The organism is Kitasatospora sp. NPDC001664, assembly GCF_053596675.1.
The window spans coordinates 264,169-281,519 of sequence record NZ_JBSFGS010000003.1; the positions used below are offsets into that span (position 1 = coordinate 264,169).

Genomic DNA, 17,351 nt, shown 5'->3' on the forward strand with positions numbered 1-17,351 from the left:
GTCGTGCCGGGCTCAGTCCTGGGGTGCCCAGGCCCCGTCGGCCGTCAGCCGGTACCGGGCGTCCGGCCGGGTGCCGTCGGTGCGCGGTGCGAGGTCGAGGACCTGGTCGGGCAGGGCACGACCCGGCGGACGGAGCGTCAGGCAGCGGTCCGGGCTGGTGAAGGTCTGCGCCACCAGGGTGCTGACGTTGACGCTGGAGGGGCTGTCCACGGTGACGTTCTTGATGAGCTTCCCGGTGCCGTCCACACTGAGCTCGCCCACCGTGCGGGTCATCGCGTTGAGCACGCCGAACTGGAGCTCGTCCCCGGGCCGCACGGTGAACTTCACCTGCGTGGTCTCGGTGTTGGTGCGCCGCCACTCCTTGGAGTAGGTCGCCTTGAAGGCCATCGAGAAGGTGGCCTTGGCACTCAGCTTGACCTGTCCGGAGGCGCCGGCCGACCCGCCCGCCGCCAGCGTCGCGCCGCTGGTGATCTCGGAGTTCGGCCCCTTGTCCTTGGGAGCGGTGTGGTCGGTGTGGGTGATCTCGTTCTTGTTGCTCACGCCCACGCTGCCGGCCACCGTCGTGGTGTTGTCGACGGTGCCCTCCAGCGTGGCGGTGCCGGAGATCTCGCCCGAGACGTTGTCGGTGGTGGTGGACTCCAGGATCACCGTGCGGTGCACGTCGATCGGCTTGTTGGTGCAGTTGATCGCCGCGTTGCCGAGCGACATCACCGCGGTGGTGAACTCACGGGAACCGGCGGGGAGGATCCGGAAGGAGCAGCCGTACTCCCCGCCGCAGCCGCGGGCCACCGCGGCGGCGTCGGGCAGCGGCGTGGCGCCCTCGAAGGCCTCGGCGACCGCCATCTCCTCGATGCCGGCGCCCTCCGCGGCGGCGGGCCAGGGGGCGGCGGTCAGCACCGCCAGGGCGGTCAGCACTCCGGCCGCCCGCATCCGACGCGTCCTCATCGCTGCCTCCACTCACCCTGCGCGGTCCGCACGTACACGGCGCCGGGACGGCGGCCGCCCTGCTCCGGGGCCAGTTCGACCAGCCCGGCCGACCGGCCCTTCGGACGGAGCGTCAGGCACTTGTCCGGGCTGCTGAAGCTCTGCGCCACGATGGCGCTGACGTTTGCGGTGGAGGGGCTGTCCACCGTGATGTTCTTGACGAGCTTCCCGGTGCCGTCGACCGTCAGTGCGCCGGCCGTGCGCACCATGGCGTTCAGCACGCCGAACTGGATCTCGTCGCCCGGTCCGACGGTGAACACCACCCGCGTCGACTCGGTGTTGACGGACTGCCAGCGGTGGGAGTACGTCGCCTTGAAGGCCGTCGAGAAGCTCGCCTTGGCACCGACGTGCAGGCTGTTCGAGCCGGAGACGGTGACCGGGACGTCCACCGAGGTCTTGGCCTGGTCCTGGGTGGTCGGGCCCTTGTCCTTGCTCGATCCCCACTGGGTGGTGCCGCCGACGACGCCCGGCGCCACACTGGCGGCGGCCGAGGCGGCCACCGTGCCGTCGATCGCGCCCTCGACCGCCGCACTGCCGGAGATCTCGCCGCCGATGTTGTCGGTGCTGCTGGTGACGAAGGTGACGGTGCGGTCGATCTGCATGTCCCCGTCCGAGCAGTTGATGGCCGCGTTGCCCAGGGACATCACGGCGCTCAGGTACTCGCGCGAGATCGCCCGGTCGACCCGGAAGGTGCACGGCGCACCTTGGGCGCAGAGGTCGGTCACCTCCTTGGTGGTGGCCAGGCGTTGCTCGCCGTCGTACGCCTCGGCCACCAGGGGCGGTGGCGCCCCGGCCGCCTCGTCGGCGCTGCTCGGCAGGGCGAAGGGGACCAGGACGGCGAGCGCGGCCACGGGGGCCAGCACGGCGGTCCGGGCACCGTGCCGCCTCCTCCCGGTCGGCGGGCATGCGGCATCAACCACGGGAACTCTCCTGAGTCGTGGGTCGGGTCGGTGCCTTCATCCTCCGGTCGGCCCCGGCGGCGGGCGACCGGTCGCCGGGACGCCTGCGCCATTCGATGGCGCGTCAACCTCCGTGTGGAGCAGCCGCCTTGAGGACACCGGCCACGACCGGAGTAGTCCGCCGGGCGGTGCGCGGCCGCGGCGCGTTGAATGGGACTCAGCGCGGTGCGAGGCCGTCCAGCAGGGTGGTGAGCACGCCCCGCAGCCGGAGGGTCAGCAGGCCCTCCTCGGCCGGGGCCGGGTCCTGCACCCAGCGGAGCAGGGTGCCCAGGTAGAGGTCGTGGAGCAGGTCGCCGACCTGGTGGGCGGGCAGCAGGGTGGCCAACTCGCCCCGGTCGGTGCCGGTTTCGACGATCCGGGTGAAGATCTCGGCCAGGTAGGGCCGCTCGGTGAGCGGCCGGCCCGCCCGGACCCAGGCGGTGAGCATGGCCACCGTTATCGCGCGCTCGCCCTCGTTGATCCGCCCGAGCACCGTCATGCAGTGCGTCAACCGGCCCACCGCGCCCAGCTGTTCCTCATCGGGCAGCTCCTCCAGCGAGGCGGCGAGCTCGGCCTGCCGGTGGCGGCCCCACTCGCTGATCAGGTCCTCCTTGCGCTGGAAGTGGTTGAAGAAGGTGGCCCTCGCCACGTCCGCGTCCTCGGCGATGTCGTCGATCGAGGTGCCGTCGTACCCCTGCTCGGCGAAGAGTCTCAGCGCGGAGTTGTAGAGGCCCTCCTTGACCCGCAGCTTGTTGCGCTCCCGGCGCCCGAGTGACGTTCCCGCTGCCCTGGTCATGCCCCATGCCCCCCGCTGCCGATCCCCCAGGCCAGCTTTATACCATGGTCGAAAGTTGACCGTGGGTAACGTTTTGACAGTCCGTCAGGTGGGTAGCCGGGGCCGTCCGACCGCCCCGGCGAGATCTTCGGTCGCTGTCCGCGACGGCCGGGCGGGCCGAAATTCGTCAATTCGACGGCGATGCGCCGCGCGGAAATGCTCCGTGGGGAATCCGCCTACCTGACAAAGGGCCCCGGCAATTCATCGGTACGTCGTCAATTCGTTTCGCCGGGCGGCCGGGAGGCCTGACATAGGCCAGGCCGGAAAGTGCCGACAAACCGGGACGAACTCATCGACCCCCGAGGTCAGTTCGTCAGATCGCCGCTCACACCACGGACGCCGGTGATGTGCGTCACAGTCAAAACTGTACTTGCGTCCACCTTTGGACGCCCATTTACTTCAGTCATCGAACCGCAGACAGGGAAGGCACTCAGATGCAGGACTCCGCCCTGAACATCGCGATCATAGGAATGGGACCTCGGGGCCTTTCGGTCCTGGAGAGAATGGTCTCCCGGCTCTCCGCCGAGCCGCTTTCCCGGCCGGTCCGGATCTACACCGTCGATCCGGGCGAAATGGGTGCGGGCCGGGTCTGGCGCACCGACCAGTCCGAGTGGCTGCTGATGAACACCGCCGCCGGTGAGGTCAGTCTCTACTCCGGCGAGCCCGACGACGGCCCGTGGCGCGCCGGCGCCGGCCCCTCGCTGCACGAGTGGCTCGCCGCCGATCCCGCGACGTACCCCGAGCTCGGATCGCCCAACACCTACGCCCCGCGCCGGGTCTACGGCCGCTACCTGCACGACGTGTACCGGCGGATCACCGCCCGGCTCCCCGAGGGCGTCGCCGTGGTACCCGTCACCGCCCGGGCCCGCTGGGCCAAGCGCGGCGAGACCCGCGACTACCGCCTTACCACCAGCGACGGCCAGCAACTCGACGTCGACAAGGTGGTGCTGACCACCGGTCACCCGCACAACTTCGCCGGCGGCGCCGACCGCGACCTGCTGGACTTCGCCTCCCGCCACCGCGGCACCAGCTACCTGCGCGGCGACTCCGCCGCCGACATGGACCTGGAGGACATCCGCCCCGGCCGCCCCGTCGCGGTGATCGGCCTCGGCCTCACCTTCTACGACGTCACCACCGTGCTCACCTCCGGCCGCGGCGGCCGCTTCGTCGAGCGGGTCGACGGGCGCCTCAAGTACGAGCCCTCCGGCCACGAGCCGCACATCTACGCCGGATCCCGCAGCGGCCTGCCGCTGCTCGCCCGCGGCCGCAACCAGAAGGGCTCCGACTACCGCTACACCCCGGCGATCTTCACCCTGCAGGCGCTGGCCGACGTCCGCCGCCGCGCGCTGGACGAGAGCGGCTCGGTCAAGCTCCGCTTCCGCGAGCACGTCCTGCCGCTGATCCTGCGCGAGGTGGACCACACCTACTACCGCACCACCGTGCTGCACCGCGACGGCGAGCAGGCCGCTGCCGAGTTCTCCGACGCCTACAAGCTCGCGGTCGGCTGCGACCAGGAGCAGGTCGCCAAGCTGCTGGCCGACACCGGCCTGGCCGGGCTGCCGCAGATCGACCTGGAGCGGATGGCCCGCCCCTTCGCCGGGGAGGCCTTCGCCTCGCCCGCCGCCTTCCACGCCCGGCTCACCGAGGTGCTCTGCTCCGACGCCGCCGAGGCCGAACGCGGCAACATCGACGGCCCGTTGAAGGCCGCCCTGGACACCCTGCGGGACATCCGCGGCTCCGTCCGGGAGGCGGTGGAGTTCGCCAGCCTGCACCCCGACTCCCAGCGCGACGAGTTCCTCACCTGGTTCAACCCGATCAACACCATGGTCTCGGCCGGCCCGCCGTCACTGCGCATCCGCCAGGCCGTCGCCCTGATCGAGGCCGGCGTGCTCACCGTGGTCGGCCCCGACCTGGAGATCGGCCGCTGCGAGGACACCGGGCAGTTCTCGCTCGAATCCCGTTCCGTGCAGGGCTCGTTCGTCAACGCCACCACCCTGATCGACGCCCGCATCCCGCGCTCCGACATCCGGGTCGACGCCTCCCCGCTGATGCGCCAGCTGCTCGGCGACGGCTGCGCCTCCGCCCACACCAACGTCAGCGAGCAGGACGGCGCCAGCTTCACCACCGGCGCGCTCGCCGTCACCGAACGCCCCTACCGGGTGATCGACCGCGCCGGGACCCCGACCAAGGGCCTGTACGCGCTCGGCATCCCCACCGAGGAGCTCCGCTGGTTCACCCAGATCGGCAACGGCCGCCCCGGCCCGATGGTCGGCTTCCACGCCGACGCCGACGCCATCGCCCAGGACGTCCTCGCCAGCGCCTGACCGTCTCGCCGCCTACCAGGAGTTGACGCACCGTGACCGAACACCCCGACGCGTACCAGGAGTTCAGGGCAGCCCGGGACCTCCTGCTGGAGCTGCGCGAGGACCACGACGCCGCCGTCGCCAAGTTCAGCTGGCCCCGGCTGGAGAAGTTCAACTGGGCGCTCGACTGGTTCGACCGGATCGCCGAGGGCAACGAGCGCACCGCGATCCGGATCACCGACGGCACCGAGGCCGTCCAACTCAGCTACGCCGAGCTCTCCGCCCGCTCCAACCAGGTCGCCAACTGGCTGCGCGCCCAAGGCGTCCGGCGCGGTGAGCGGGTGCTGCTGATGCTCGACAACCAGCTCGCCGTCTGGGAGTCCATGCTCGCCGCCATCAAGCTCGGCGTCGTGGTCCTCCCCACCTACACCACCATCTCCGGCGACGACCTCGCCGACCGGATGGAGCGCGGCGAGGTGGCCCACGTCCTGACAGCCAGTCACCTCACCGGGCTGTTCGACCCGTTCACCGAGGTCACCCGGATCGCCGTCGGCGAGCCCGTCCCCGGCTGGCGGCCCTACGCCGAGGCGTACCGCGAGAGCACCTCCTACTGCCCGCAGCGCGAGACCCGCGCCGACGAGCTGCTCTTCCTCTACTTCACCTCCGGCACCACCTCCCGCCCCAAGATGGTCGCCCACACCCACGTCAGCTACCCCGTGGGCCACCTGACCGGCATGTACTGGAACGGCCTGCGCCCCGGCGACGTGCACTGCAACGTCTCCGCCCCCGGCTGGGCCAAGCACGCCTGGTCCTCCTTCTTCGGCCCGCTCAACGCCGAGGCCACCGTGCTCTCCGTCAACCTGCCGCCCGGCGCCTCGCCCCGGCTGCTGCTGGAGATCGCCGACCGCGAGCAGGCCACCAGCCTGTGCGCCCCGCCGACCGCCTGGCGCACCCTGCTGCAGACCGACCTCGGCCACAAGCCGGCCGCCCTGCGCGAGGCCTCCTCGGTCGGCGAGCCGCTCAACCCCGAGGTGATCGAGCAGGTCCGCACCGCCTGGGGCCTCACCGTCCGGGACGGCTTCGGCCAGACCGAGACCACCGCCCAGATCGGCAACACGGCCGGCCTGGCCGTCCGCCCCGGCTCCATGGGCAAGCCGCTGCCCGGCTACCCGATCCTGCTGGTCGACCCCAAGACCGGCCGGGCCGGCGACGAGGGCGAGATCTGCGTCGACCTGACGGACCGTCCGGTCGGCGTGATGACGGAGTACCTCGGCGACCCCGAGAAGACCGCCAAGACCCTCGCCGACGGGCTCTACCACACCGGCGACATCGCCCGGCGCGACGCCGACGGCTACCTGGTCTACATCGGCCGCAACGACGACGTCTTCAAGTCCTACGACCACCGCATCTCCCCGTTCGAGCTGGAGAGCGTGCTGCTGCGCCACGAGGCGGTGGCCGAGGCCGCCGTCGTCCCGGTGCCGCACCCGGTCGGCTACCGCGTCCCCAAGGCCTACGTCGCCCTCGCCGACGGGTACGCCGCGGACGCCGACACCGCCCGGGCCATCCTCGCCTTCTCGGCCGGGCAGCTGGCCCCGCACCAGCAGATCAGCGCGCTGGAGTTCGCCCACCTGCCGAAGACCACCTCCGGCAAGATCCGCCGCGCCGAACTGCGGGCCGGCGCCGCCGGGGTGGAGCACCGGGCCGAGGACCTGCTCGAGGAGCAGACCGTCCACGCCGCCCCGGGCCTCTGACCCCTCCTCACCTCCCATCCCCTTCCTAGGAGTTCCACCATGCCCGAGTACATCGCCCAGCAGCGCAAGGTCGAGGTCTTCCCGGACCTGCTCGGCGCCGGTTCCAGCGGCGACAACCTCAACTGGCAGGCCTACGTCCAGCCCGGCCGCCAGGCGGTGGACGTGCACTGGCTCTACACCGGCGAGGAGACCGGCCCCGACGGCGCCGAGGCCTACATCGCGCACTTCGGCCCCGGCGCCCACGGCGACCTGCACCGCCACCTCGGCTTCGAGCTGCTCTTCATCCTGGAGGGCGAGCTGGAGAACGACAACGGTGACCGCTACCTCCCCGGCACCCTGGTGGTCGAGGTGCCGAACAGCATCCACCGGGTCTCCAGCACCAAGGGCTGCAAGATGATGGTCATCCGGGAGAAGCGCACCCTCCCGATCCAGCCCGGCGAGATGCCCGACACCGGCCTCGCCCTGGACGGCGCTCCGCTTCCGTCGGACGCGCAGGGCTGACACGCCTGGTACCGGGCACACCTGGTACCCGGCACACCTGACATACCCGCTTGCCGTGCACCGGAGATCCCTTCCCGCTCCGGTGCACGGCTGCCACCGTTGCTGTACGCCCTTTCTGCGGTCCGCCCCGAACCACGACCAGGAGACCTCCCCATGGTCCAGTTAACGACCCCGCCCACACCGTCCACCCCGCCCACCCCGGCGGAGCCCACCGTCGGCCGGTCCGGCAAGGTCCACGGCACCCGCTACAAGTGGGGCATCCTCTGGATCGGCATCTTCGCCCAGGCCGCCTTCAGCGCCACCTTCCAGGGCATCCCGACCTCCGGCTCCATCCTGCAGACCGCCTACTCCCTGAGCACCGGTCAACTCGGCTTCGTGCTCGCCGCGGTGACCGCCGGCATCTTCGTCACCGACGTCTTCTGGGGCATCCTCTCCGACCGGATCGGCGAGCGGGTGGTGCTGATCACCGGCCTCTCCGGCACCACCGTGGCGCTCGCCCTGGTCACCGCCTTCCTGGTGCCCTCCGGCGGGGCCGTGCCCTCCTACGTCGCGCTGGCGGTGGTGCTCTTCTTCGCGGGCGCCCTCGGCGGCTGCGTCAACGGCGCCTCCGGCCGCGCGGTGATGGGCTGGTTCCCGCCCGCCAAGCGCGGCTTCGCCATCTCCCTGCGGGTCGCGGCCGTCCCGGCCGGCGGAGCGATCGGCGCCGCGGTCCTCCCGCCGCTGGCCCTCGGCGCGGGCTTCCGCTGGGTGTTCGCCTTCCTCACCCTCTTCTGCCTGCTGGCCACCCTCGCGGTGGTGATCTGGCTGGACGAGCCCCCGCTGGCCCGCACCAAGCGCGACGGCTCCACTGCCGCCACCGAGGTCCCCGACCCGCTCAAGCGCTGGGACATCTGGCGGGTCGCCATCACCGCCTTCCTGCTCGACCTGCCGCAGTTCCTCGTCCTGACCTTCGGCTCGGTCTTCCTGCACACCGTCAAGGGCATGTCGATCGGCTCGATCGCCGTCCTGCTGGTGGTCGTCCAGATCCTCGGCGCCATCTCCCGGGTCTGGGGCGGCCGTTGGACCGACCGCCACGGCGGCCGCTACCGCCGCACCCTGGTCACCCTCTACTCCTGGGTCATCGCCGTCGCCTACACCGGCATCGCCGTCTTCGAGTCCTCCCCGACCTGGATCGTCGCCGGCCTCCTCATCCTGGCCGGCTTCCTCTCCTGCGGCTGGCACGGCGTCCACTACGCCGAGATCGCCACGATGGCCGGCGCCGAACGCTCCGGCACCGCCCTCGGCCTCGAGAACACCATGGTCTTCGCCGGCGCCTTCGCCACCCCCCTCCTCATCCCCCTCCTCCTCGACGTCTCCGACTGGTGGGCCGTCATGATCCTCATCGGCGCCGCCCCCGCCGTCCTCTCCGCCCTCCTCATGCCCCGCGAACTCCCGCGCACCGCATGACCACATGACGAAGGGCGGCACGCCGTCGTGGCGTACCGCCCCAGAAGGTAGAACGTGCGGCCCGCCAATTCATTCGAATCGGCGGGCCGTGCTCACTCGGCTCGCGTCAGGGGTATGCAGATCCGGGCCTGGGCCGGAGCAGGGGAGAGCGCCAGGACAAAACCCATGGCCAGAGCCATGCCGAGGGCGAGACGAATCAAGGTCGTGCATCCATTTCGGTCTGAGGTTGCGCCAAGGGAACCTAATCCATTAGATTGGGTTCCGGGGAGTACTGATGATCGAAATTTATCCCACCAGCCCCACGCACCACAAATCCGAGTGGCACCCCCTTTTCGAAAACTCATTCCCCCTGGAGGCGGGTGCGGAGGTATTCGGAGGCGCTCAAATCAAGAGAGGCACCGAGTGCCACCGCCCGGTGCCAGACTTTCCGGGCCTCGTTGCTCTTGTCGAGGCGGACGAGAACCGCGGCGAGGGCGTCCGATGCCTCGGCCTCGTCGGCGGCGTGCGGGATGGACCGGGCGGTCAGGACCGCCTTCCGGAGGTGCTCCTCGGCGAGTGGGAGCAGGTCGAGCCGTGCGGCGGCCCGGCCTGCACCCAGGAGAGCGGTGGCCCGTTCGTGCAGTGCTCCGATGTCGCGGGCGATTTCCTGGGCTTCGGTGAAACTGGCGAGGGCCGAGTGAGGGTGGCCGCTCCTGAGGTGGATGTCCCCGAGGGCGGTGAGGGCGTTGGCCTGGTTGCGACGGTCGCCGAGCTGTCGGTAGGTCTCCAGGCCCGTTTCGCAGAGGATCAGCGCGTGCGGAAGTTCTTCGGGGCTGTCGATGGCGTCGGCCAGATTGATCCGGAGCGCGGCGCGGTCGACCTCCGAACCGATGATGGCATTAAGTGCCAGTGCCTCCTCGAAGCTTCTGCGTGCGGAGAGCCGGTCGTCCATGGCCAGGTGGACTTCTCCGATGTTGTTGAGGATGCCGATCTCCCTCTGGAGGTCGCCGATCTGGCGCACCTCCGTGAGGGAGTCGAAGAATGCCGCCAAGGCGGACGGATAATCGGACGAATAGAGCAGGATGATGCCCAAATTGTTCGAATACCGAACACGGTTGTGCCTGGTCACCGGGAGTGCCAGCCCCCGTCGCTGCAGCGTCAGTGCCACGTCGTACTCACTGACGTGCCAGTGCAGCAGCGCGAGCTGGGCGAGCGCCTCCGCCTCGCCCTCGAGGTCCTGGACGCCCCTGGTCAATCCCAGCGCGAGCTCCCCGGCCTCGGCGGCCTGGACGTAACGGGAGGAGCGGGCATGACTGGCACTCAGGTCGATCAGGGCCCGCGCCTCGGCCGTCCGGTCGTTGACTGACCGCCAGTGGTCGACGGCGGCGCCGTGCATCTCCACGGCGTCCTGCCAGTGCCCCTCCTGGTTGAGGTGTTCGGCCAGTACGTGCGCCATCCGGGCCGCCTCGGACCTCAGGCCGTTCCGGCGCGCGTGCCGTTCGACGGAGAGCAGGGAGGCGCGGGTCTCGCTGAGCCACTTCCTGGCGTCCGCCTCGTCCTTCCAGTGCGGCTCCGGCGCGGGGCTGATGCCGGCGGGCAGCGGAAGACGGGGGCGGCCGGGATGGACGAGGCGGTCCGCCCGGTCGGCGAGCCGGATCTGGCAGTGGGCCAGGCGACGGTGGGCCGCCGCGCGTTCGTCGGGCGTCTCCTCGGTGTCGGCGAGCGTTCTGGAGTACTCCGCGAGCAGGTCGTGGAAGCGGTAGCGGTCGGGAGAGAGTTCGGTGATCAGGTGGTAGTCGAGGAGGTTCTCCAGGATGCGCTCCGCAGTGTCGAGCGACCTTCCCATCAGGGCGGAGCCCTCGTACAGGTCGAACTCGCCGGCAGGATGGAGCCCGAGCCGCCGGAACGCACTCTGCTGGTCCGGTGTCAGCAGCATGTAGGAGAGTTCGAAGACCCGTGCCACGTCCCGGAACTCGTCCCGGATCTCGCCCAACCGCCCCGGCATCCGGGAGAGGCGTCGGGAGAGGTGCTCGAGGGTCCAGGTGGGATGGTCCTTGAGCCGGCTCGCGGCGATCTCGATGGCCAGCGGCAGGTGCCCGAGCTGGGCGACCAACCTGGCGAGCACCTCAGTGTCGTCGACCCGCTCCGGGCCGACCAGGTGCTGGAACAGCGCCGCTGCCTCCTCGGGGGCGAGCAGGTCGACGAAGTAGGTGTGTACGCCGGGAAGCCCGCTCAGCCGGTGACGGCTGGTCAACAGGACGACGGAGGAGGCCGATTCGGGTAACAGCGCCCGGACCTGCTCGGGGTTCGCGACGTCGTCGAGCAGGACGAGCACTCTGCGCCGCGAGAGCTCGGAGCGCCACAGCGCGCTCAGTTCCGCGGTCTCGTGCGGCAGCGCGGCGGTCGGCGTGCCCAGTCTGCGGAGAAGGGTGACCAGAGCGCTGTGGACCGAGACGGGGGGCTGGCCGGGAGAGTGCGCCCGCATGTTCTGGTAGATCTGGGCGTCGGGGAACCGGGCTCGGAGGCGGTCGGCGAGGTGGAGGGCGAGTTCGGTCTTCCCCACGCCGGCCATGCCGGAGAGCGTCTGGAGCGCGAGATTTCCCTGAAGCCGTTCGGACAGGCGGTCCAGGTCACCGTCACGACCGATCAAGTGGCTCCGGCTGGGCAGGTTGGACGGGCCGGCGGCGGTCGGCGGCTGGGCGACCGGAGCGCCCCGTCCCCGGTCCGGCAGCAGGTCGCCGACCGGGACCTGCTGGAGGATGCGCTCGTGCACGAAGGTCAGGCGCGGGCCGGGGTCCACCCCGAGGTCCTCGCGCAGCCGTTGGCGCATCCGGTGGAAGAGGGTCAGTGCATCGGACTGGCGCCCGGAGCCGTAGAGGGCGACGAGCAGCTGTTCGGCGATGGTCTCGTGGGTCGGGTGCTGGTCGAGCTCGGCGGAGAGGTCGGGCACGAGGTCGGCGAACCGGCCGAGCGCGAGCTCCAGGGAGAAACGGCCGAGCCGGACCGAGAGCCGGCGGTGGAGCATGGTCGTGCGGGCGTTCTCCGCCCAGGCTCCGGGCAGGCCGGTCAGCGGCTCCCCGTGCCAGAGCTCCTCGGCGTCCTGGAAGGCCCGCAGGGCGCGGTCGCCGTCACCCGCCTCACTGAAGGTGCGGGCCCGTCCCGCCAGCCGGAGGTACTGCTGCCAGTCGACCTCGGCAGGGTCGGACTGCAGGGCGTAGGTCTGCGCGCCGGAGACGAGCGTCGCGCCCGTGGTGGGGCTCGCCAGTTCGGCGGCACGCCTGAGGGTGGAGCGGAGGCGGGAGGCACAGCTGTAGAGGTTCGACGGAGTGGCCGTGGCGGGGTCGTCCCACATCCGGTCGGTGAGGGTCGTGTGGGAGAGCGGTCTGCCGAGTTCGTACGCGAGTGCGGCGAGGAGGGTCTTCTCCCGTGCCGAGCGGAGCGGAAGTACCTGACCAGCCGCTTTCACCTGCACCGGTCCGAGCAGACGGATCGTCAACACAGCCCCCCCAGCGGACAGTTTGCGTGTTTTCGATTATGGGAGCATGACAGGGGGGAGCATGGCCATAGCACCTCGGAGTGGAGAGCAACTGATTTACGTAGGGTTCAGTATCGGACCGCGACAGACCTGCTATGGGAGTTCGCCGCGGGCAACGGGGGTGCTGTGGAACTACTGACCAGCGCGGAGCTGAAGGCCGCCCTCCGGCGGGCGACCGGTCGGCAGTGGGAGCAACTGATGCTCCTGGTCGGCCCGTTGGCCAAGCCGGAGAGCGAGGATGAGTACGAGTCCCTGGTGGCCTCCCTGCTGGCCCACCCCGAACTGGTGCCGGGGCTGCGACTGTGGGTCGCGATCTCGGGGAGCGAGGCGGGCAACACGATTTCGGGGTCGGCGCAGTTCACCGGGACGACGGTGCAGGCCCGCGAGATCCACGGAGGAATTCACCTGGCTTCGAGCCACCCTGCGCACCCCGCACCCCGCCAGTTCCCGCGTTCCAGCGGCGAGTTGGTCGGACGGGCCGGAGCCGTTGCCCGCCTGGAGGAATTGCGGCGGGAGAGTGGCCGGGACGACCCGCTGGTCGTGGTCACCGGGCCTGCGGGGGTCGGCAAGACCACGCTCGTCCTGCACTGGCTGCGCGGTCTGGCGGACGAGTATCCGGACGGCCAGCTCTACGTGGACCTGCGCGGGCACGAGATGGAGTCCGCAGCTGGCGCCGGGGAAGTGCTCGGCGGCTTCCTGCGGGCACTGGGCATCACCGCGGTGCCGCCGGACCAGGCCGAACAGGCATCGCTCTGGCGCTCGTTGAGTGACGGAAAGCGCTTGATGGTGCTCTTCGACAACGCCCTGAGCGCGGCCCAGGTCCGGCCGCTGCTGCCGGCCTCGGGTCGCTCCTTGGTGGCGGTGACCAGCCGACTGCGGCTGTCCGGGCTCCAGCTGGACGGCGCCGGCCTGCTGCGCCTCGGCCTGCTCGGCCCGTCGGCCTCCGCCGCCCTGCTCCGCGACCGGATCGGGCCGGACCGGGTGGCGGCCGAACCGGGGCCCGCCCGCCAGGTGGTGGACCTGTGTGCGGGGCTGCCGCTCGCGCTGTGCGTCGCTGCGGCCCGGGTGGTCACCAGTCCGTCCCAGGCCATCGCCGACACGGCAGCAGCGCTGGACCGCGAGGCGGACCGGCTGACCGAGCTCCGGGTGGAGGGCGAGCGGGCGGTCCAGGGAGCGCTGGACGCCTCCTACCGGGTGCTCGCGGAGAGGGCGGCCGACCTCTACGGGCGACTGGGGCAGGTGCCCTTCGCCGATTTCCCTGCGGAGTTGGTCGCGGCGGTCGCGGGCGAGCCGTGGCGACGGACCGCGGAACTGGTCGAGATGCTGACGGGCATTCACCTCCTGGAGGAGTCGGGCACCGGTCGGTACCGCTTCCACGACCTGGTGCGCCTGCACGCCCGGAGCGTCGGGGCCGCCGGGCCCGAGGTGCTGCGCCGCGCGGTCGAGTGGTACCTGGCGAGCGCGACGGAGACGGAGGCCCTGATCACACCGAGCCACCGGACGCTGGAGCGGACCTACCGGGAGTCGCCGGTGGAGCCGCGGCGCTTCGCCACCGAGTCGGAGGCCCTCCGGTGGCTCGGTGCGGAGCAGTACCAGCTGATGGCCGCACTGCGGGGCGCCGAGGAACGGGGCTGGCCCGAGTACGTCTGGCAGCTCGCCGACGCGATGTGGCCCTTGTTCCTCAGGCTGCGCCCGTACGGAATCTGGCTCGAGGCCCTCGAGCGGGGGCTCGCGGCGTCCCGGGCGGTGGGCGACCGCGCGGCGGAGGCCCGGATGCTCACCTCCGGCGGCGGGGCGCTGCGGGCGCTCGGGCGGCACACCGAGGCGGCGGAGTGGTACCGGGAGGCGTTGGTGCTGGCGTTGGCGGACGGGAACCGCCGGGACGAGGCGCAGGCGCGGCACGGGGCGGGGCAGTCCGAGTTCCTGGCGGGGCGTCACGAGGAGGCGGTGGCGGAGCTGGCGGTCGCGCTGGCCATCCGGGAGGAGATCGGGTACCCGCGCGGGGCGGCGCTGACCAGGGTGGTGTTGGGGGAGGTGCGGCAGGCCCTGGGGGAGCCGGAGGCGGCGGTGGACCTGTTCGGGTCGGCCAGGGCAGGGCTGTTGGCCGTCGGGGACCGCTACGACGCCGCGCGGGCGCTGGCGCTGCTGGGGCGGGCCAACGGAGCGGCCGGGGCCGAGGCGCTGGCGGGGGAGCAACTCTCGTCGGCGCTGGCGGAGTTCGAGGAGGCCGGATCCGTGCAGTGGCAGGCCAGGTGCCGGGAGTTCCTCGGTGAGCTGGCGGAGACGGCGGGCCGGCCGGGGGCGGCCCGCCGCTGGTACGAGGAGGCGCTGGAGCTCTACCGGTCGCTGCACGCCCCGGACGTGTCGAGGCTGACCGAGAAGCTGGAGCAGCCGTCCGACTGAAGGCGCATCGGAGGGTGCCCGGGGAAGGTGAAGCCCATCGCCCTGGGCTTCCCGGCGAGCAGCCAGGAGTGCACCAGGGAGCCGGTGAGGGTGAGGGCCACCGGACCGGGCGCGATCACCACGGGCCCGGTCCGGGTGGCTGCCCGGACGGTGCCGTCGAGGGCTGCGAAGGCGGCCACCGTGCAGCCGGGGAGGAGGTCGAGGAGCCAGGCGGCGAGCCGGGTGGCCTCGACGGCGGACATCAGCTGGCGGCTGGTCAGGACGTCGGCCTGGCAGAGTTCGGCGGCGGGCGCGTCTGGATCGAGACCGACGGCGAGGTGCTCGTCCTGGCCGACCGGGTCCGAGAGGTGCAGGCGGACGAGGTTCACCAGAGCCTCCCCGGGTCGTGGCTGCCGAGTGCGGACGGCAGCGGCAGCGGGTCGTCGGAGGGTGCGTGGGCGGGTTCGCCGAGTCCGAGCAGGCGGTAGATCAGCGCGCGGACGTTGTGGTTGAAGCGGCCGGGTTCGGAGGAGATCCGTTCCGCGATGGCGGTGGACTCCTCGGGCCGCAGGCGCTGTTCGGCGTAGTCGAGCTGTTCGGCCAGCGAGTGGGTGAGGGAGAGCGCGGGGGCGGTCCGGGCCAGCAGGGCGCCGGGGGAGTGCGGGTTGAGGTCCCCGGCGGCCGGGAAGCGGGCCAGCAGGGTGGGGGTGCCGGTGAGGGCGCCGTAGAGCGAGACCGAGCCGTGGTCACCGATCAGGTAGTCGGCGGCGATCAGCAGCTGGCGCCAGTCGGTCTCCGGCGGCAGCAGGTGGACGCTCTCCCTGGCGCGCTCCGGGAGCCAGCCGTTGACCTGCCAACGGCCGTGCCCGGCCCAGACGTTGGGGTGCACCAGCAGTGCGGTGCGGTAGCGGTCGGCGGGCAGTTCGGCGAGCAGCCTCGGGAGCAGGGCGTCGATCCGGTTGAACGAGGAGGCCCGTCCCCAGGTCGAGGTCGTCAGGACCAGCCGCTCGCCCTCGCGCAGGCCGAGCGCCCGGCGGTACTGCTGACGCAGTGGCAGGCTGGCGGCGATCCGGTCGTAGCAGCCGTCGCCGATCACCTCGGCGATCGGCAGTGCCTCGGGGCACCAGCGGGCCAGCTCGTCCAGGTCGGCCCGGTGAGCGAGGGCGACGGCGGCCGGGACCACCCGGCCCTCCCAGGTGAGGTACGAGCGGCCGATGCCGCCGATGGTGCGGTCCGGGCCGAGGGCCGGGCGGTGGTTGAGCTTGACGTGCCCGGCGCCGTGCGGGAGCCGGAGCAGCGGTCCGCGGAGCTGCTCGACGCCCTTGGACCCTGCGGCGAGGGCGAGGTCGAAGTCCGTGCGCAGTGCCTCCCGCCAGGGCATGACGGTGGCGCCGAGCGAGCGGAGGAAGTCGGCGGCCCCGGCGTTGAACTGGTGCGGAGCGACGGTGAAGACCACGTTGACCCGGAGGTCGGCGCGCAGCAGCGGGAACACGTCCTGGAGACGGAGTCCGTAGACGAGCGTGTGGACGACGACGAGGACGCGCTTGCAGTCGGGCAGCGTGAGCCACTGCCGGTGCTCGTCGGGGGCGGTGGCCCCGGGTGTCGTGATGGGCTCGGTCGAGGCGAGTGGCATGGTTGCGGTCCCCCTGGATCCGGTACGGCGGCCGCGGGTGTGCGGCCGCCGTTGGGAGGGTTGCCCGGCGGGTTTGGCGGAAGCCCTGCCACCTGCTTGCGGAAACCTTGCGAAGGAGGTGACCGGCTAGATGCGGTCACCGAAGTCGGCTTGGAGGCGGTGGAGTTGGCGGGGGCCGGGGATGCCGTCGGCTTCGGGGCCGGTGTCGCCGATGTGGAGTTGGTAGGCGCGCATGGAGGCGGTGTCGGCGGGGCCCCAGTCGGGGCCGGGGCCGACGGTGTAGTGGGAGCAGCCGGCGGCGGTGAGGAGGCGGCCCATGGTGGTGATGTGGGGGCCGTGGGAGCCGGGGCCGTAGGGGTGGCCGTCGATGACGACCTGACGGGGGATCAGGGGGGTGGGGAGGTCGGACTCGTCGGCCTGCTGGCCGAACCAGGTGATGCCGGGGCGGCCGCGCCAGGCCGGGTCGGCGCAGACCAGGCCCTCGGGGAAGTCGGGGTAGCCGTAGGAGTCGACGTAGGCGGAGCGGCGCCGGTAGGTGCGCTGGTAGACGCCGTCGCCGTTGGCCGAGCCGTCGTCGTTGGTGTTGCCGGCGATGACGGTGATGGTGTCGGCGGTGTAGGCGGTGACCAGGCCGGTGTGTTCGCCGCCGGGGCCGTAGGGGCCGTCGGGCGCGCCGAAGAGGACCTGGGCGCCGACGGCGGGGCAGACGGAGAGGCGGCTGCGGCGGGCGAACCAGTCGCGGGCGGTGGAGCAGGAGGCGGTGTCGGGGTAGAGCCCGGAGTTGCCGCTCTCGGCGGCGACGGCGGAGACGAAGTCGGCGCACCAGCTCTCGGCCGGACGGCCCATCGCGGTGGAGAAGCGGTTGCGGTTGCCCGCGCCCTCGCGGTAGCCGAGGTGGCTCCGGGCGGTGTGCAGCATGGCCCGTGCACCGGACATGGTCTGTCTCCTGACGAATAGGCGAGCGGGCCCTGCCAAACGAGGTTCGGCAGGGCCCGGTTACGGAGCGTCAGGCCCGGTCAGGGGCGCGGGTGGAGGCGCGACGGAGGCGCGGGCGGGGGTGCGGG

12 protein-coding genes are annotated in these 17,351 nt (G+C 71.7%); 5 read left to right on the plus strand and 7 right to left on the minus strand.

Annotated elements, in window-relative coordinates; translation table 11 throughout:
* Positions 1 to 12: 12 nt before the first annotated feature.
* The 3 genes from ACWCYY_RS05985 to ACWCYY_RS05995 all read right to left on the minus strand — a co-directional run bounded on the left by ACWCYY_RS05985 (position 13) and on the right by ACWCYY_RS05995 (position 2,718).
* A complete protein-coding gene (locus ACWCYY_RS05985) occupies positions 13 to 945 on the minus strand; it encodes a hypothetical protein (RefSeq protein WP_449795250.1) in 933 nt (310 codons plus the stop codon).
* The gene (locus tag ACWCYY_RS05990; RefSeq protein ID WP_345283554.1) at positions 942 to 1,904 is read right to left on the minus strand and encodes a hypothetical protein; all 963 of its coding nucleotides are present in this window, start codon (positions 1,902 to 1,904) and stop codon (positions 942 to 944) included. Before ACWCYY_RS05990 ends, ACWCYY_RS05985 begins: the two co-directional genes overlap by 4 nt.
* A 196-nt stretch (positions 1,905 to 2,100) precedes the next feature.
* Entirely contained in the window at positions 2,101 to 2,718 is a 618-nt protein-coding gene (locus ACWCYY_RS05995; RefSeq protein ID WP_449795251.1) for a TetR/AcrR family transcriptional regulator, read from the minus strand.
* Between the two features lie 509 nt (positions 2,719 to 3,227).
* On the opposite strand from ACWCYY_RS05995, the gene ACWCYY_RS06000 reads away from it, so the two are divergent.
* The 4 genes from ACWCYY_RS06000 (at position 3,228) to ACWCYY_RS06015 (ending at position 8,758) form a co-directional block, all read left to right on the plus strand.
* The gene (locus ACWCYY_RS06000) at positions 3,228 to 5,081 is read left to right on the plus strand and encodes an FAD/NAD(P)-binding protein (RefSeq protein WP_449795252.1); all 1,854 of its coding nucleotides are present in this window, start codon (positions 3,228 to 3,230) and stop codon (positions 5,079 to 5,081) included.
* Between the two features lie 32 nt (positions 5,082 to 5,113).
* The gene (locus ACWCYY_RS06005) at positions 5,114 to 6,811 is read left to right on the plus strand and encodes an AMP-binding protein (protein ID WP_345283548.1); all 1,698 of its coding nucleotides are present in this window, start codon (positions 5,114 to 5,116) and stop codon (positions 6,809 to 6,811) included.
* A gap of 39 nt (positions 6,812 to 6,850) precedes the next feature.
* The gene (locus tag ACWCYY_RS06010) at positions 6,851 to 7,312 is read left to right on the plus strand and encodes a cupin domain-containing protein (RefSeq protein WP_345283546.1); all 462 of its coding nucleotides are present in this window, start codon (positions 6,851 to 6,853) and stop codon (positions 7,310 to 7,312) included.
* A gap of 153 nt (positions 7,313 to 7,465) precedes the next feature.
* Complete coding sequence (locus tag ACWCYY_RS06015) at positions 7,466 to 8,758, plus strand: MFS transporter (protein ID WP_449795253.1); 1,293 nt, start codon at positions 7,466 to 7,468, stop codon at positions 8,756 to 8,758.
* Positions 8,759 to 9,098: 340 nt separating this feature from the next.
* Here ACWCYY_RS06015 and ACWCYY_RS06020 read toward each other — a convergent pair whose 3' ends face one another.
* Positions 9,099 to 12,233 (minus strand): AfsR/SARP family transcriptional regulator, encoded by a 3,135-nt coding sequence (locus ACWCYY_RS06020; RefSeq protein WP_449795254.1) that lies wholly within the window; start codon positions 12,231 to 12,233, stop codon positions 9,099 to 9,101.
* 165 nt (positions 12,234 to 12,398) lie between these two features.
* Here ACWCYY_RS06020 and ACWCYY_RS06025 point away from each other — a divergent pair, with 165 nt between their 5' ends.
* Positions 12,399 to 14,675, plus strand: coding sequence for an ATP-binding protein (locus ACWCYY_RS06025; RefSeq protein WP_449795255.1), 2,277 nt, complete (start codon positions 12,399 to 12,401; stop codon positions 14,673 to 14,675).
* Here ACWCYY_RS06025 and ACWCYY_RS06030 read toward each other — a convergent pair.
* The 3 genes from ACWCYY_RS06030 to ACWCYY_RS06040 form a co-directional block, all read right to left on the minus strand.
* Complete coding sequence (locus tag ACWCYY_RS06030; RefSeq protein ID WP_449795256.1) at positions 14,609 to 15,043, minus strand: hypothetical protein; 435 nt, start codon at positions 15,041 to 15,043, stop codon at positions 14,609 to 14,611. The genes ACWCYY_RS06025 and ACWCYY_RS06030 overlap by 67 nt on opposite strands.
* Positions 15,040 to 16,287 (minus strand): hypothetical protein, encoded by a 1,248-nt coding sequence (locus ACWCYY_RS06035; protein WP_449795257.1) that lies wholly within the window; start codon positions 16,285 to 16,287, stop codon positions 15,040 to 15,042. Before ACWCYY_RS06035 ends, ACWCYY_RS06030 begins: the two co-directional genes overlap by 4 nt.
* 126 nt (positions 16,288 to 16,413) lie before the next feature.
* Complete coding sequence (locus ACWCYY_RS06040; protein ID WP_449795258.1) at positions 16,414 to 17,223, minus strand: peptidoglycan-binding protein; 810 nt, start codon at positions 17,221 to 17,223, stop codon at positions 16,414 to 16,416.
* Positions 17,224 to 17,351: the final 128 nt, after the last annotated feature.